The 15,401-nt window shown below is 31.0% G+C and carries 19 protein-coding genes and 1 other annotated feature; all 19 genes read right to left on the bottom strand.

What is annotated here, in order from left to right; translation table 11 throughout:
• Positions 1 to 193: 193 nt before the first annotated feature.
• Entirely contained in the window at positions 194 to 577 is a 384-nt protein-coding gene (locus BN2409_RS12680; RefSeq protein WP_053956989.1) for a RidA family protein, read from the bottom strand.
• Positions 578 to 603: 26 nt separating this feature from the next.
• A complete protein-coding gene (gene leuS, locus BN2409_RS12675) occupies positions 604 to 3,063 on the bottom strand; it encodes a leucine--tRNA ligase (RefSeq protein WP_053956988.1) in 2,460 nt (819 codons plus the stop codon).
• Between the two features lie 74 nt (positions 3,064 to 3,137).
• Positions 3,138 to 3,314 (bottom strand) — a binding site (T-box leader).
• A gap of 42 nt (positions 3,315 to 3,356) precedes the next feature.
• Positions 3,357 to 3,707 (bottom strand): ribosome silencing factor, encoded by a 351-nt coding sequence (gene rsfS, locus BN2409_RS12670; RefSeq protein WP_053956987.1) that lies wholly within the window; start codon positions 3,705 to 3,707, stop codon positions 3,357 to 3,359.
• A 35-nt stretch (positions 3,708 to 3,742) separates the two neighbouring features.
• Positions 3,743 to 4,744, bottom strand: coding sequence for a calcium/sodium antiporter (locus tag BN2409_RS12665; protein WP_053956986.1), 1,002 nt, complete (start codon positions 4,742 to 4,744; stop codon positions 3,743 to 3,745).
• A 124-nt stretch (positions 4,745 to 4,868) separates the two neighbouring features.
• On the bottom strand, positions 4,869 to 6,131 hold the full coding sequence (locus tag BN2409_RS12660) for an LCP family protein (RefSeq protein ID WP_053956985.1): 1,263 nt from the start codon (positions 6,129 to 6,131) through the stop codon (positions 4,869 to 4,871).
• A 19-nt stretch (positions 6,132 to 6,150) separates the two neighbouring features.
• Complete coding sequence (gene yqeK / locus BN2409_RS12655) at positions 6,151 to 6,720, bottom strand: bis(5'-nucleosyl)-tetraphosphatase (symmetrical) YqeK (protein WP_242847962.1); 570 nt, start codon at positions 6,718 to 6,720, stop codon at positions 6,151 to 6,153.
• 13 nt (positions 6,721 to 6,733) lie between these two features.
• Positions 6,734 to 7,387 carry a nicotinate-nucleotide adenylyltransferase gene (gene nadD, locus BN2409_RS12650; RefSeq protein WP_053956983.1) on the bottom strand — a complete coding sequence of 218 codons (654 nt, stop codon included), beginning with the start codon at positions 7,385 to 7,387 and terminating at the stop codon, positions 6,734 to 6,736.
• Between the two features lie 126 nt (positions 7,388 to 7,513).
• Positions 7,514 to 7,822 (bottom strand): ribosome assembly RNA-binding protein YhbY, encoded by a 309-nt coding sequence (gene yhbY / locus BN2409_RS12645; RefSeq protein WP_330375454.1) that lies wholly within the window; start codon positions 7,820 to 7,822, stop codon positions 7,514 to 7,516.
• An 11-nt stretch (positions 7,823 to 7,833) separates the two neighbouring features.
• Positions 7,834 to 9,111 (bottom strand): GTPase ObgE, encoded by a 1,278-nt coding sequence (gene obgE / locus BN2409_RS12640; RefSeq protein ID WP_053956982.1) that lies wholly within the window; start codon positions 9,109 to 9,111, stop codon positions 7,834 to 7,836.
• Positions 9,112 to 9,215: 104 nt separating this feature from the next.
• Entirely contained in the window at positions 9,216 to 9,515 is a 300-nt protein-coding gene (rpmA, locus tag BN2409_RS12635) for a 50S ribosomal protein L27 (RefSeq protein ID WP_053956981.1), read from the bottom strand.
• 3 nt (positions 9,516 to 9,518) lie between these two features.
• Positions 9,519 to 9,848: a ribosomal-processing cysteine protease Prp gene (locus tag BN2409_RS12630; protein ID WP_053956980.1), complete on the bottom strand. Its 330-nt coding sequence runs from the start codon at positions 9,846 to 9,848 to the stop codon at positions 9,519 to 9,521.
• Between the two features lie 13 nt (positions 9,849 to 9,861).
• Positions 9,862 to 10,173 (bottom strand): 50S ribosomal protein L21, encoded by a 312-nt coding sequence (gene rplU, locus BN2409_RS12625; protein WP_053956979.1) that lies wholly within the window; start codon positions 10,171 to 10,173, stop codon positions 9,862 to 9,864.
• Between the two features lie 102 nt (positions 10,174 to 10,275).
• Positions 10,276 to 11,019, bottom strand: coding sequence for a tRNA (guanosine(37)-N1)-methyltransferase TrmD (gene trmD, locus BN2409_RS12620; RefSeq protein WP_053956978.1), 744 nt, complete (start codon positions 11,017 to 11,019; stop codon positions 10,276 to 10,278).
• Positions 11,016 to 11,525 carry a ribosome maturation factor RimM gene (gene rimM / locus BN2409_RS12615; RefSeq protein WP_053957742.1) on the bottom strand — a complete coding sequence of 170 codons (510 nt, stop codon included), beginning with the start codon at positions 11,523 to 11,525 and terminating at the stop codon, positions 11,016 to 11,018. The genes trmD and rimM overlap by 4 nt, the downstream gene beginning before the upstream one ends.
• Positions 11,526 to 11,654: 129 nt before the next feature.
• Positions 11,655 to 11,885, bottom strand: a complete 231-nt coding sequence (locus tag BN2409_RS12610; protein ID WP_053956977.1) for a KH domain-containing protein — start codon at positions 11,883 to 11,885, stop codon at positions 11,655 to 11,657.
• Positions 11,886 to 11,909: 24 nt separating this feature from the next.
• Positions 11,910 to 12,179 carry a 30S ribosomal protein S16 gene (rpsP, locus tag BN2409_RS12605; RefSeq protein ID WP_053956976.1) on the bottom strand — a complete coding sequence of 90 codons (270 nt, stop codon included), beginning with the start codon at positions 12,177 to 12,179 and terminating at the stop codon, positions 11,910 to 11,912.
• A gap of 32 nt (positions 12,180 to 12,211) precedes the next feature.
• Complete coding sequence (ffh, locus tag BN2409_RS12600) at positions 12,212 to 13,558, bottom strand: signal recognition particle protein (protein ID WP_053956975.1); 1,347 nt, start codon at positions 13,556 to 13,558, stop codon at positions 12,212 to 12,214.
• A 20-nt stretch (positions 13,559 to 13,578) separates the two neighbouring features.
• Positions 13,579 to 13,947, bottom strand: a complete 369-nt coding sequence (ylxM, locus tag BN2409_RS12595; RefSeq protein ID WP_053956974.1) for a YlxM family DNA-binding protein — start codon at positions 13,945 to 13,947, stop codon at positions 13,579 to 13,581.
• A gap of 81 nt (positions 13,948 to 14,028) precedes the next feature.
• A complete protein-coding gene (ftsY, locus tag BN2409_RS12590) occupies positions 14,029 to 15,396 on the bottom strand; it encodes a signal recognition particle-docking protein FtsY (protein WP_053956973.1) in 1,368 nt (455 codons plus the stop codon).
• Positions 15,397 to 15,401: the final 5 nt, after the last annotated feature.

The following is a 15,401-nucleotide window of genomic DNA, read 5'->3' as shown; positions in this document are numbered from 1 at the left end:
AAATTAGAAACAATTATTGAGAATTTGTGAAAATATAGAATAAGTGAGAAAATCATTAGCATTACACTGTTTGAGCAAAGCGAGTTTGTAATGCTATTTTCGACCGTTTCTATATATTTTCCAAATTTAAAAATTAGTGACGTTTTTTATGACTTTTTCTACAAATAAAATGGTGACCATTAGGTCACCATTTTTATTGGATGAAAGCTACAACTTCTATTTCAACGTCTGCATCTTTTGGAAGTCTTGCTACTTCTATACAAGATCTAGCTGGCTTATCATTTAAAAAATACTGTCCATATACTTCATTGACTTTTGAAAACTCATTCATATCTTTAATAAACACAGTAGTTTTTACAACATTGTCCATACTTGTACCTGCTTCTTTTAAAATAGCTGCTACATTTTCAAGGGATTGTCTTGTAGCCTTTTGAATGTCTCCCCTTATCAATTCTCCTGTTTTAGGGTCTACAGGAAGCTGTCCTGATGTAAATACAAAATTTCCTACCTTTACTGCTTGTGAATAAGGTCCTATTGCCTCTGGAGCGTTATTCGTATGAATCATAGATTTTTCCATAATACCCCTCCTAAAAATGATTTAGTTTATTTAATTACAATATTGACTAATTTTTTAGGAACTACAATTACCTTTATCAATGTTTTTCCTTCTATCAATGCACTAATTTTTTCATTTGAAAGTGCTTCTTTTTCTAATTCTTCTTTTGTAGCATTAGATGAAACTTCTATTTTATCACGAACTTTTCCATTGATTTGAATAACCATTTCTACTTGGTCTTTTAAAGTAGCCCCTACATCATAAGTTGGCCACATTTGTTCATGGACACTAACGTTATTTCCTATATTTTGCCATAATTCTTCTGTCATATGAGGTGCAAAAGGAGATAATAGAATAATAATAGTTTCTAGTCCTTGTCTTAATAGAGGCTTATTGCAACTTTCTCCTAGCTCTTTATATTTATAAATTTCATTTACTAACTCCATTATAGCACTAATAGCTGTATTAAAGTTAAATCTTTCTTCAATATCCTCTGTAACCCTCTTAATCGTTGTATGAATCATATATTCTAAATTTTTATCTTCTTCCTTTAAAGAACCTATTTCTTTTTCAGTTCCAATAAAATCTTTTAATTCATCTACTACTCTCCACACTCTATTTAAAAATCTAAAGCATCCTTCAACTCCTGTATCACTCCATTCAAGATCTCTCTCTGGTGGAGCTGCAAATAAAATAAATAATCTTGCTGTATCCGCTCCATATGTTTTTATAATTTCCTCCGGACTGACTACATTTCCTTTAGATTTTGACATCTTTGTTCCTTCTTTTAATACCATTCCTTGTGTCAAAAGATTGTCAAATGGTTCTTCTATAGGAGAATATCCTAAATCATAAAGTACCTTTGTAAAAAATCTAGCATATAATAGATGCAGTATAGCATGTTCTACTCCACCAATATATTGATCTACTCCCATCCAATATTTTGCATTGTCTTTTTTAAATATTTCTTCTTGGTTTTTTGCATCTGTATATCTTAAGAAATACCAAGAAGAATCTACAAAAGTATCCATTGTATCTGTTTCTCTTCTTGCTCTTTTACCACATTTTGGGCATTCTGTATAAACAAACTCTTTACTTGTTGTAAGAGGAGATTCTCCTTTTCCAGAGAAAACTACATCTGTTGGAAGCATCACTGGTAAATCTTTCTCCGGCACAGGTACAACTCCACATTCTTCACAATACACTATAGGAATAGGTGTTCCCCAATATCTTTGTCTTGAAAGTAACCAATCTCTTAATCTAAAGTTAATAGTTTTTTTGCCTAACCCTTTTTCTTCAAGATATTCAGAAATTTTTACAAGAGCCTCTTTATTATTTAGTCCATTAAATAATTCTGAATTGATCATAACACCTTCATGAGTGTAAGCTTCTTTTAGCTCTTGTATTTCTTCATCTTTTCCCTTTATAACAGGAATAATAGGAAGATCATATTTTTTTGCAAATTCAAAGTCTCTTTCATCATGAGCAGGTACTGCCATAACTGCTCCTGTTCCATAATCCATTAATACATAATTTGCAATATAAATAGGGATTTTCTTTTCACTTACAGGATTAATAGCATATTTTCCTATGAATAGTCCTTCTTTTTCTACATTAGTAGATGTTCTTTCAATTTCTGATAAATGTTGAAGTTTTTCTTTAAACTTTATAACTTCTTCTTCATATTGAGTTCCTTTTGTAAATTGAGACACATATGGATGCTCAGGGGCTAATACCATATAAGTTACACCATAAATAGTATCTGGTCTAGTTGTAAAAACTTTTAATTTTTCATCATGTCCATCAATAGAAAAGTCTACTTCTGCTCCTATACTTTTCCCAATCCAATTTTTTTGCATCAATTTTACTTTTTCTGGCCAACCTTCTAATTTGTCTATATCTTTTAACAAACGATCTGCATAATCTGTAATTTTAAAATACCATTGATCTAAATCTTTTTTTCCTACTACACTATCACAACGTTCACATTTTCCTCCAACTACTTGTTCATTTGCTAAAACTGTTTCACAGGAAGGACACCAATTTACTGGATATTGTTTTTTATATGCTAAACCATGCTTATAAAATTGTAAGAAAATCCACTGTGTCCATTTATAATAATCTGGATGACAAGTTGTCACTTCTCGATCCCAATCATAACTAAGACCTAGTTGTTTTAATTGCTCACGCATCTCTTCAAGATTTTTCCATGTCCATTCATTTGGATGAATACCATGTTTAATAGCAGCATTTTCAGCTGGAAGTCCAAATGCATCCCATCCCATAGGATGTAGCACATTATATCCTTTCATTTTTTTAAATCTAGCTACTACATCTCCAATAGAATAATTTCTTACATGTCCCATATGAAGTTTTCCTGATGGATATGGAAACATCTCTAATGCATAATATTTTTCTTTTTCATTTTCATTGGTTTGAAATACTTTATTTTCGTCCCAATGAATCTGCCATTTTTTCTCAATTTCTTTAAAATTATATTTTGTCATCTGCATTTCCTCCTATATATTTAAAATAATATTTTATGTATTAAAAAAAGTACCTCAGAAAAATTTCATCCCTACATAGGGACGAGGATTCCCCCGCGGTACCACCCTAATTGACAAATATTGTCCTCTTCATTGATTTCAATAAGTAAATTTTATAAAGACAAGTTCAAAAGGTATCTTTATCGATTTACACCAACCATCGACTCTCTGAAAAAGCTTTCCTTCTTACTACTTCTTATTACTTATTTGATGATCATTTTTGATAGAATTTTATCATTATTATAAATGCTTTTTCATAGATTGTCAATATCTACTACAATAGCATCTCTCCATACTCTCTCTATATCATAAAAGCTTCTCTCTTCCTCTATAAAAATATGTACTACTACTTGAATATAATCTAATAAAATCCATCTACCTTCTTGATATCCTTCTTTATGATCAAGGAGGATTCCTTTTTTATCTAATTGATCTTGTATTTCATCTGCTATAGCTTTTACTTGTCTTGTGGAAGTTCCATGAGCAATGACAAAATAATCTGCAAAACTAGAAATATTTTTTATATCTAATATGCGAATATCTTGACCTTTTTTCTCATCTATATATTTGGCAATACCACAAGCAATTTTTCTAGATGTGTTCATATAAAACCTCCTAATTATACCTTTTGTAATAACTTTTAAAAAGAAATTGCGCCCAATAATCCTATATACACTACGTATATTGTAAATAACAACATTCCATGCTTTCTATCAATCTGTTTCTTCATTGTCCCACATAATACCAATATACTCATTAAAAGAAGAGCAAATGGAATATCAAACACTAAAGTTTGAGGAACATGTAAAAGACTTTGATTTAAAAAAGTTATATCTCTAGTAGATAAGTATAATCCATTTTTAGGGATCATACAAGAAGTTCCTAACACCATAGTGATGTTTAACACATTTGCACCTACTATATTTCCCACAGATATCCCTTCATGCCCCTTTAGTGTTGCAGTAACTGATGTAACCAATTCTGGTAAAGAAGTCCCTAAAGCAATCAATGTAAGACTTATGATTTGTTCTGGAATATGAAAAATCTTTGCCATTTCTACTCCATTGTCTACTAATAGTCTTGCCCCTAATACAACTAAAAAACCACCTAAAATAAATTTTATCCCATTAAAAAATATATTTTTCTTATGAATATGCTTACGTAAATCCTTTGAAGTTTTAGACCCTTTATAATTTACTTCTAATATATTGATTATAATATAGAGAATTAATAATAATAGCAACATGAATCCTTCAGTTTTTAAAACCACTTTATCTATTGCAAAGAAATAAAAACATCCTAAAGAAACAATCATCAAAAATCCTTTTATACTAAAAAACCTTCGTCTTATAGAGATGGGAGAAATGCATGCACAAATTCCTAATATAAAGCCTATATTACAGATGGTAGAACCTATAGCATTCCCTACAGCCATTTCTGGATGTCCTTTCAGTGTTGCAATAGTAGAGACAAAAAATTCTGGTAGAGTAGTAGCCAAGCTCACCAAAGTTGCTCCTATTAAAATAGGAGGTATCCCTGTTGCCATAGCAATCTCTACTGCTGCATCTACAAATAAATCTCCTCCTTTGATAATCATGATTAAGCCTATTAGAAACAATCCATAAATCATTAAGTTTTCCATAATATCCTCCCAATTCATTTTATATCACTATATATATACAAAAAAAATTGGTTAGATATTACAAATAAAAATAAAACAATCTGTATATTTCATTAAATATGAAACAATAGCTGAAATATTTCAGCTATTGTTTCATATCTGCTCCTACTATAATAGTAATATCCACCTTTGTATCTGTATGAATATCACTTTCTATTTGTTTGACTCCTAAGATTTTTGCAATATGCTTTGCATCAGATTCTTTGTTCTTTCTATCATAAATATGAGTTTTAGTATACTTAATTCCTTCTACGTTTCCTACTTTGACAACATCATATCCTTCTTCCTTTAATTGTTTCCCTATTTTTGTAGCCAACCCATTAATATTCGCTCCATTTAAAACCTCAACTGTAACTTTCTTTTTATTTTTATTTTGATTCATGTCATTTGTTGTAGAACTATTGTCACTCTTTTTCGTTTCATAGTTCCCACTAAATATTTGTTCTATCATTTTTTCTATATTTTTCATATCAGGTTCATAATAAGAAATTCCGTTGATCATTTTAGGTGTTCCAGGAATGGTAACCATATGAATATCTTCTCTCTTTATATCTTTTGCATACAATGCATAAGAACTAATCTGAGAAACTGACATATTTGTATCTACATAAGTAATAAAAGTACTTAATAATTTCGGTAATCTTATAATCGTTTTAGGAGACAACAATTTATCCGATAATGCCATTAAAAAATTATGTTGTGCATTAATTCTTCCAATATCTCCATCTGGATATCCAGTGCCATTTTTCCCTTTTCTAAATCTCAAAAATTGCATGGATTTATCACTATCTAATACTTGTACACCTTTTTTCAAGTTGATTTTTAATGGTGGATCTGCCTTTGGATCATAATAATTCATATTGATAGGTACATCTACTTCTACTCCTCCTATATCATCTATAATCTTTGCTACTCCTGTATAATTGATTCGAACATAATAATGAATAGGAACACCTAAAAGATCCTTTACTGCCTTCATAGAAAGATCTATCCCTTCATAGGCATGGGCATGATTAATTTTATCTTTTCCTTTTCTTCCTCTTATCAATACTCTTGTATCTCTCGGAATAGAAATCACATCTACCTTTTCTGTATTCGGATCAAAGGTTGCTAACATCATAGTGTCTGTTCTAGCAGTTTTACTAGCTTTCTCATCCTTGGCATCTACCCCAACAACTAATACATTTACTCTTTCTTTTTTCTCTGGCATTTTATCCTCATTGGTGATTTTTTCATCATTATAACTTTGGCCTTTACTAATACTACTAACAAATATATAAGTTCCGGTAACCATAGCAATAGTAAAACAGGTAAACGCTATGATCAGTACTTTAAAAAATTTCTTCACAATCTCACTCCTATCAAAATTACTTTCTCTGTAATAGGAGAAAATTTCTAGCATGAATAGTATCTGGATGCAGAAGTTCTCCTTTTTGTACAACGTAATGAATTGTATGATCGAGTGCCTTTAAAACACCTTCATCTAAGTTTAAAAAAGCAACCTTTCTCAATTCCTCCACTTTTGGAAAGAATCTATTTGGTTCTATATAGTCAGCTAAATAAATAATTTTTTCAAGCACAGACATATCTTTTTTTCCTGTAGTATGAAAACGAATGGCATCTAGAATTTCTTCATCTTCAATATGAAACTTTCTCTTTGCTAGTTCTGCTCCAACCATTCCATGAAGCAATGAGGGATGAAAAGAAAATATACCATTGTGTAGTATATCAAAATCTTTTGCATAATGCAATAATTCATTATTAGAAAAATCTTTTGCCAAATCATGAATAAGACCTGCTATAGATGCTTTTTCAATGGGTACATTATAAATTTGTGCAAGTTTTATAGCTGTTTCTTCTACTCCTAAAGAATGGACATACCTTTTATGAGATAATGAATGTTTAAGTTCCTCTTTCATTTTATTCCTATCTATCAATTTAGACACCTCTTTATATATATAGGTTGTTTTTATAAACATAGTATTCAACAGGCTCAGGTAATAAATATTTAATAGATTGTCCTTTGCTCACTCTATTTCTTATATCTGTTGAAGAAATCGCCAGAGCTGGTAAATCAATTTTTTTGATACAGGTGCCATATTTTTGTTTTAATTCCTTAATTTTTTCATCTACATGAGATGAATTCATTCCAGGCCTTGTAGCTGCTATAAATTTACATAACCTCGATAGTTTGTCTACACTTTTCCATGTTCCTAGTTCACAAATAGCATCTGCTCCTGTAATAAAAAAAAGTTCAGTATCCTCTCTATATATTTTTTTCAATTTCTCTATGGTACGAATCGTATAAGATATTTCATTACTTTCTAATTCAATTTTAGATACTTCAAAATGTGGATTTGTAATGGTAGCTAAAAGAGTCATAAAATACCTATGCTTACCATCTGTTAAACAAGAATCTGCTTTATGAGGCGGGATTCCTGCAGGAATAAAAATAATTTTTTCAAGATCATATTCACAGCGGATTTGCTCTGCAATCACAAGATGACCATAATGAATAGGGTCAAAAGTTCCACCCATAATCCCAATCTTTGTATGCTCTTTTTTAGGCTTTTGAATAATATCTAATCCATGTATGGTTGACATATATTCTCCTCCAGAATATTTATTAAAATTATATTTTATTTCGTAACTCTATTATATATGATTATCGAATTTTGACAATAAGAATCAAAACTTTCACATGCAAAAAATCGAGTATACACTCGATTTCTACTTTGGTATTTGTATTTGTGGATCTTTTTGAGCCTGTCTATATAATACAAACTTATTTCCAATAGCTTGTACAAAATGTGAATTTGTCTTTTTTGCTACTTCATTTGCCGTTTCTTTTGCATCTAAAAGACTATTCTCGAGCACATGAATTTTAACAATTTCTCTTGCTTCTAATGCATCATCTAATTGTTTAATAAAGCTATCTGTAACTCCGCCTTTACCAATTTGCCCAATTGGTTTGATCCCATTTGCAATTCCTTTTAAATAACTTCTTTGTTTTCCTGTTAATATATCAATTTTTTTCATTGAAACCTCCATTAATCATAAAATTCAAATTCAAAATCAAATATTTTTACTATTTCTCCATCTTCAATACCTAATTCCTTAAGCTGATCTACTACTCCATTTTTCATTAAGAAATTTTGAAAATATCTTAATGAATCCATATCTTCAAAATTAGTAGAATAAAAAAGTTTTTCTATTCGTCTTCCTTCTAGAATATAATAATCATTTTCTTTTCGAACAATGATACCATTTTTGTCTTCTTCTGTTAATGTATACTCTTTATACACTTCATCTTCTTCAATGAAAGGAGTATCTTCTATTTCGTCTAATTTTTTACCTACATAACTCATTAATTCTTTTAATCCCTTACCTGTTGCAGCAGAAATAGGAAAGACTTCGTGGCCTTCTTTTTCCATTTTTTCTTTAAATTCATAAAATGTACTTTCATCAGAAAGAATATCTATTTTATTAGCAGCAATCACTTGATGTTTTTGTGCTAATTTTTTTGTATATTGATTTAATTCTTCATTTATTTTGCAAAAATCATCATAAGGATCTCTTCCTTCTACTGAAGAAATATCTACCACATGAATCAAAAGCTTTGTTCTCTCTACATGTCTTAAGAATTCTAATCCTAACCCTACTCCTTCATGAGCTCCTTCAATCAGACCTGGGATATCTGCTAATACAAAGCTATTTTGATTAACAGATACTACTCCTAAATTAGGTGTAATAGTTGTAAAATGATAATTTGCAATTTTAGGTTTTGCACTGGTTACTGTAGCTAAAATTGTAGATTTACCTACATTAGGAAATCCTACTAATCCTACATCTGCTAAAAGCTTTAATTCAAGAATCACCCATCTTTCTTCTGGAAGATTCCCACTTTCAGCAAAATTTGGAGCTTGTCTTGTGGAAGTAGTAAAATGAACATTCCCTTTTCCACCTTTTCCACCCTTTGCAATCACTTCCTTTTGTCCACCTTCTACTAAATCTGCAATAACTTTTCCTGTTTCTTCATCTCTTACAATAGTTCCTGGTGGAACCTTCACAATTAAATCCTTTGCATCTTTTCCAAATTGCTTTTTTCCTTTTCCACTTTCACCATTTTCAGCTATATATCTTTTTTGATATCTAAAATCCATTAGAGTTCTTAATCCTTCATCTACGATAAAGATGACACTTCCGCCTCTTCCGCCATCTCCCCCATCTGGACCTCCTGCGGGGATATATTTTTCTCTTCTAAAGGAGACAGCGCCATCTCCACCTTTTCCACCTTTTATAAAAATCCTTGCTTTATCTACAAACATATCATCACCCTTAAATTTCAACTTATTAATTCTTTTATTATTTCCAAATTTTTTATTTATTATTTACATATTATAAAACCCATGCCGTAAAGCATGGGTTTTAATTATTTTGCAGCTGCAACTTCTCTTGCATATACGCTTACTTGTTTCTTGTCTTTTCCTTTTCTTTCGAACTTTACAACTCCATCGATCTTAGCAAAAAGAGTGTCATCTCCACCAATACCTACATTGTTTCCAGGGTGAATTTTTGTTCCTCTTTGACGAACAAGTATACTTCCGCCGCTTACAAATTGTCCATCTGCTCTTTTTACACCTAATCTTTTCGCTTCACTATCTCTACCATTTTTAGAAGAACCTACTCCTTTTTTACTGGCAAATAATTGAAGATTCATTTGAAATAACATATCCTACACCTCCTCTTCTACAAGACTTATATACTGTTTATAGGACTCTTCTGTCCCTTTCATTCCAATAACCATTGCTTCTAGAATCAAATCTGCCTTCTGTCTTAAATCATCTGTTAAAGAAGGAATATTACAATGTAAATATCCATCTTCCATCTTATAAACAACATCTATACCTAATAATTCATGAAGTGACAGAATAGCAGTTTGTGCAAGAACAGAGATGCTTGCACAAACAATATCTTTTCCATATTCAGAAGCATTTGCATGTCCTATTACAGAATAGGACATAATCTCTTTTTTAAAGTTTCTTTTAATAGAAATAGAAATCATTTATCAAACGACCTTATCCATTAATTTTTTCAACTTTAATTTTTGTGTAAGGTTGACGATGTCCTTGTTTCTTTCTGTAGTCTTTTTTGGACTTGTATTTGAATATAATAACTTTTGGTCCTTTTCCATTTTCAACTACAGTAGCAGAAACTTTCGCTCCTTCTACAACTGGTGCTCCAACAGATAATTTTCCGTCTTTAGATAGAGCTAATACTTTATCGAATTCAACCGCTTCACCTTCACTTACTTCTAACTTTTCAATGAATAAAGTGTCTCCTTCTTGTACTCTATATTGTTTTCCACCTGTTTCAATGATTGCGTACATAATTACACCTCCTCTAACCAGACTCGCCAAATGCTAGGTAACAAAGTTTTAAAACCCGATTTGTGCGGCTACCTACAGATAAGTATGATATCATATTCATTATTAAAAGTCAACTTTATTTTCCAATATTTTATCTATAAAAATTTTTTCTTCCTTACTTAAGTTTTTCCCTTGTATATATTTTCTAAACAAATCCGGTCTATTTTTTCTTGTAGTCTTTAAAGATTCCATTTTACGCCACTGTGCAATTTTTTTATGATTCCCAGATAAAAGTATATCAGGTACCTTAAGATCTAAAAAATCACTTGGTCTTGTATATTGAGGATATTCTAAAAGTCCATCATAGAACGATTCTTCCATATACGACTCCTCTTGTCCTAAAACTCCAGGAAGCAACCTACAAATCGTATCAATCACTACCATTGTAGGAAGTTCTCCTCCTGTAAGTACATAATCTCCTATAGAAATTTCATCTGTTACCCATGTGTCAATGACTCTTTGATCAATTCCTTCATAATGGCCACATAAAAAAATTAAACTTTCCTCTTTTGAAAGATCCATTGCTATCTTTTGATTGAAGGTTGTACCCTTTGGAGACATATATATGACTTTTTTACCTTTTGCACCTATACTCTCCATTGCAGAATAAATAGGTTGAGGTGTCATAACCATTCCCGCTCCTCCACCATAAGGATAATCATCCACCTTCTTATGTTTATCTATACTAAAATCTCTTATATTGATTGTATTTATATCTACTATATTCTTTTCTCTAGCTCTTCCAATGATACTTTCAGTTAATGGTACAAACATATCTGGAAAAAGAGTTAAAATATCTATTTTCATTCTATCAACCCTTCAATAGTGGCAATGGTCATTGTTTTATTTTGTATGTCTACTTCTTTAATAAATTCACCTACAGCAGGAATCAATATTGTTTTTTTAGGATTTTTTGCATCTACTATTTCATAAAGATCTTGAGCAGTATTTTGTATAATATTTTTAACCTCTCCAACAAGTACTTTATCTTCTGTATAAACTTTTATTCCTATTAAGTCTGAAATATAATAAGTATCTTCAGGCAATTCTCTTCGATCTTCTTCATCAATCATTAAATATTTTGTCTTAAGTTTTTCTGCTTCATTTCGATCATCTATTCCTTTAAACTTTAAAAGAACTAAATTATTTTTATACTTTACATGATCAATATAAAACTTTTTATCAGAATCCTCTATATATACAAATTCTAATTCTTCAAATCTTTCTTTATAATCCGTCAGAGGATAAACTCTTATTTCTCCACGAATTCCTTGAACATTTACAATTTGTCCTACTTTAAATAATTTGACCATCACATCACCCTTTTTCTTATATATTACCCACTTCAAAGGATAAGATTCTAAAAATTCGAATACTCCTAATGAATACAAACATTCATCTTTATATTACAAAAGGATTAGGTATCCCCTAATCCTTTTACATTATTGAATGATTTCTACTACTACCCTTTTATTTTCTTTCGTAGCAGCAGCCTTTGCTACAGTTCTTATTGCTTTTGCAATCCTACCTTGTTTTCCTATAACTTTTCCCATATCTTCTGGGGCAACCTTAAGTTCAACAATTAAAGATTGGCTTCCTTCTATTTCTGTAACACATACTTCATCTGGGTTATCCACTAAAGCCTTAGCAATAGTTTTTACTAATTCACCCATTTTTTACACCCCCTGAAAGCCTTACTATGCTTTCTTAGACTGTTCAAATTTTTCTAAAACACCATATTTTTTGAATAGTCCTTTTACTGTATCAGTTGGTTGAGCTCCATTTTGTAACCATTTAATAGCTTTTTCATCATCAATTTTTACTACTACTGGTTCAACTACAGGATTATAGTAACCCACCTCTTCAATGAATCTTCCATCTCTAGGTGAACGAGAATCTGCAACTACAACTCTATAGAAAGGTTTCTTTTTAGCTCCCATTCTTTTTAATCTGATTTTTACTGACATGATCTTCACCTCCTTCAATAGTAAGTTTGAATCTATCTTCCAAAGAATGGAAATTTCATTTTTCCACCCTTTTTCATACTTTTTTCCATACTGGAGAATTGCTTCATCATTTTCTTAGTTTGAGCAAATTGCTTTAATAAACTATTTACTTTATTTACAGTCATACCACTACCCTTTGCAATTCTCTTTCTTCTGCTTCCATTAATAATACTTGGGTCATTTCTTTCTTTTTTAGTCATGGATTGAATCATAGCTTCAATATGCACAAGTTCTTTTTCATCAATCTCCAAACCTTTTAATTGTTTACTATTCACTCCTGGAATCATCTCTAGCAATTGACTCATAGGTCCCATTTTCTTCATTTGCTGTAATTGATCTAAAAAGTCATCAAATGAAAATTCTTGGTTTTTTATTCTTTTTTCAAGCTCTTTTGCTTTTTGAGCATCAAAGTTGGCTTGTGCTTTTTCAATTAAGCTAAGGACATCTCCCATACCTAATATTCTTGAAGCCATTCGATCTGGATAAAAAGGTTCTAAATCATCTAGTTTTTCACCCATACCTACGAATTTAATAGGCTTTTGAGTCACAGCTCTAACAGAAAGGGCTGCTCCTCCTCTTGTATCTCCATCTAATTTGGTAAGAACCACTCCATCTATTCCTAATTTTTCATTGAAATGCTCTGCTACATTGACTGCATCTTGACCTGTCATAGAATCTACTACAAGAAGAATTTCCTGAGGACCAACTTCTTTTTTTATATTTTCTAATTCATCCATCAATTCCTCGTCAATATGAAGTCTACCAGCTGTATCAATAATCACTATATCATTTCCATGTTGATTGGCATGATTCACTCCTGCTTTTGCAATATTTACAGGACTTACTTTATCTCCCATAGAAAACACTGGAATATCTAATTGTTTACCTACCACTTGTAACTGCTTGATAGCAGCAGGTCTATAAACATCTCCTGCAACCAATAATGGTCTTTTACCCATTTTCTTAAGATATCCACCCAATTTTCCTCCAGTAGTTGTCTTTCCGGCTCCTTGGAGTCCTACCAACATATAAACAGTAGGTGGTTTGGAAGAAAAAGTTAATTTGCTTTGGGTCATACCCATGAGATTGGTTAACTCTTCATTTACAATTTTTATCACATGCTGTCCTGGTGTTAAACTTTCCATTACTTCTGCTCCGACAGCTCTTTCTTTTACCTTGTTGATAAAATCCTTTACTACTTTAAAGTTAACATCAGCTTCTAAAAGAGCAAGTTTTACTTCTCTCATAGCTTCCTTAACATCTTTTTCAGTAAGCTTACCTTTACTCTTTAGCTTCTTTAATGCATCTTGAAGCTTATCTGCTAATCCTTCAAAAACCACTTTTCCACCTCCTCAGGGGGCTATTTTTCTAATATGGCATAGGATAGCTTTTTTATAGTTTCAATTTCTTCTTCTATATATGAAATACTACTTTGTATATTTTCATTTTTTTCTATTTTTTCTACAATACTTAAAATTTCTTCTACTTGCTTTTTATTCAATAGAAATTTTTTTAAAAGCCCTAATTTTTCTTCATATGCAAATAATAATTTTTCTGTTCGTTTAATTGTATCATAGATAGCTTGTCTGCTTACTCCTAATTCTTCAGAGATCTCTCCTAATGAAAAATCATTTCCATAATACAATTCAAGTATCTCCTGTTGTTTCTTTGTCAATAATTGACCATAAAAATCATATAATAAACTCATTTGGAGTATTTTATCAAACATGATGACACTCCTTTGACTGTAAAGGTATTTTGCTTTACAGATGTATTGTATACTACATTTTTAAAACTGTCAATAATTTTTTTAATCTTCTTCTCCAAATAATGCATCTACAAAATCTTTAGGCACAAATTTTTGTAGATCATCCATTCCTTCCCCTACTCCAATTAGTTTTACCGGTATCCCTAGCTCTGCACTAATCCCTAGAACTACCCCTCCTTTTGCTGTTCCATCCAACTTAGTAAGAACAACACCTGTAATGTTTGTTACTTCTTTAAATGTTTTGGCTTGTTGAATAGCATTTTGACCTGTAGTTGCATCTAATACCAACAAAATTTCTTGTGTAGCATTGCCATATTCTCTTTCTACAATTTTAGATACTTTTCCAAGCTCATTCATCAAATTCTTTTTATTATGAAGCCTTCCTGCTGTATCACAAATAAGAACATCTATATTTCTAGCTTTTGCAGAAGCAATAGCATCATAAATAACAGCTGCTGTATCTGCTCCCTCTTGATGTTTAATTACATCTACGCCTACTCTATTTCCCCAAATCTCTAATTGATCAATGGCTGCTGCTCTAAACGTATCTCCTGCTGCTAACAATACTTTTTTACCCTCTGATTTAAATCTGTGTGCAATTTTTCCAATAGATGTAGTTTTTCCTACTCCATTGACTCCTACTACTAAAACAATAGCTGGAGAAGGCTCTATATTTACTTCATTTTCTTGCCCTTTATCTAATAATTCAATTAAAATTTCTTTTAATAATCCTTTTAAACTTTCTGCTTCTGTGATTTTTCTTTCTTTAGATAAATCTCTTAATTTTTCAATAATCTCCATAGTAGTCTGAACACCTACATCAGATGTAATTAATATTTCTTCAATTTCTTCAAATAATTCCTCATCTATTTTTTTATAGCTTTTTAAAACTGCATCTACTTTTCCAGCTATTCCTTCTCTTGTCTTTGTAAGACCTCTCTTTAATTTTGCAAAAAAGCTAATTTTTTCTTCAGGTTCTTCTTCTATTGATTCTTCTTTGATCTCTTTTACTGGTTCTTCTTTTATGATTTCTTCTTTGATCTCTTCTACTGGCTCTTCTTTTATAATTTCTTCTTTGATCTCTTCTACTGGTTCTTCTTTTATAATTTCTTCTTTGATCTCTTCTACTGGTTCTTCTTTTATGACTTCTTCTTTGATCTCTTCTACTGGTTCTTCTTTTATGATTTCTTCTTTGATCTCTTCTACTGGTTCTTCTTTTATGATTTCTTCTTTGATCTCTTCTACTGGTTCTTCTTTTATGATTTCTTCTTTGATCTCTTCTACTGGTTCTTCTTTTATGATTTCTTCTTTGATCTCTTCTACTGGTTCTTCTTTTATAATTTCTTCTTTGATCTCTTCTACTGGTTCTTCTTTATTTTTTTTGAATTTTGAAAAAAACTTTTTAAACATATATT

It is taken from the genome of Inediibacterium massiliense, assembly GCF_001282725.1.
GTDB lineage: Bacteria > Bacillota > Clostridia > Peptostreptococcales > Thermotaleaceae > Anaerophilus > Anaerophilus massiliensis.
Note: the sequence above shows the minus strand (reverse complement) of the source record. Positions and strands in the feature narration are given on the sequence as shown.

Excerpts from the sequence above, each read along its gene's own strand:
- BN2409_RS12665 (WP_053956986.1), bottom strand. The coding sequence starts at position 4,744 with ATGGAAAACTTAATGATTTATGGATTGTTTCTAATAGGCTTAATCATG.
- BN2409_RS12680 (WP_053956989.1), bottom strand. The coding sequence starts at position 577 with ATGGAAAAATCTATGATTCATACGAATAACGCTCCAGAGGCAATAGGA.
- rimM (WP_053957742.1), bottom strand. The coding sequence starts at position 11,525 with ATGGTCAAATTATTTAAAGTAGGACAAATTGTAAATGTTCAAGGAATT.
- BN2409_RS12630 (WP_053956980.1), bottom strand. The coding sequence starts at position 9,848 with ATGATTTCTATTTCTATTAAAAGAAACTTTAAAAAAGAGATTATGTCC.
- rpmA (WP_053956981.1), bottom strand. The coding sequence starts at position 9,515 with ATGTTATTTCAAATGAATCTTCAATTATTTGCCAGTAAAAAAGGAGTA.
- ylxM (WP_053956974.1), bottom strand. The coding sequence starts at position 13,947 with ATGTTTGATAAAATACTCCAAATGAGTTTATTATATGATTTTTATGGT.
- rpsP (WP_053956976.1), bottom strand. The coding sequence starts at position 12,179 with ATGTCAGTAAAAATCAGATTAAAAAGAATGGGAGCTAAAAAGAAACCT.
- yhbY (WP_330375454.1), bottom strand. The coding sequence starts at position 7,822 with ATGAAAAAAATTGATATATTAACAGGAAAACAAAGAAGTTATTTAAAA.
- ftsY (WP_053956973.1), bottom strand. The coding sequence starts at position 15,396 with ATGTTTAAAAAGTTTTTTTCAAAATTCAAAAAAAATAAAGAAGAACCA.
- obgE (WP_053956982.1), bottom strand. The coding sequence starts at position 9,111 with ATGTTTGTAGATAAAGCAAGGATTTTTATAAAAGGTGGAAAAGGTGGA.
- trmD (WP_053956978.1), bottom strand. The coding sequence starts at position 11,019 with ATGAAAATAGATATTTTAACTCTTTTTCCAGATATGTTTGTACCATTA.
- rsfS (WP_053956987.1), bottom strand. The coding sequence starts at position 3,707 with ATGAACACATCTAGAAAAATTGCTTGTGGTATTGCCAAATATATAGAT.
- BN2409_RS12610 (WP_053956977.1), bottom strand. The coding sequence starts at position 11,885 with ATGGGTGAATTAGTAAAAACTATTGCTAAGGCTTTAGTGGATAACCCA.
- nadD (WP_053956983.1), bottom strand. The coding sequence starts at position 7,387 with ATGTCAACCATACATGGATTAGATATTATTCAAAAGCCTAAAAAAGAG.
- rplU (WP_053956979.1), bottom strand. The coding sequence starts at position 10,173 with ATGTACGCAATCATTGAAACAGGTGGAAAACAATATAGAGTACAAGAA.
- leuS (WP_053956988.1), bottom strand. The coding sequence starts at position 3,063 with ATGACAAAATATAATTTTAAAGAAATTGAGAAAAAATGGCAGATTCAT.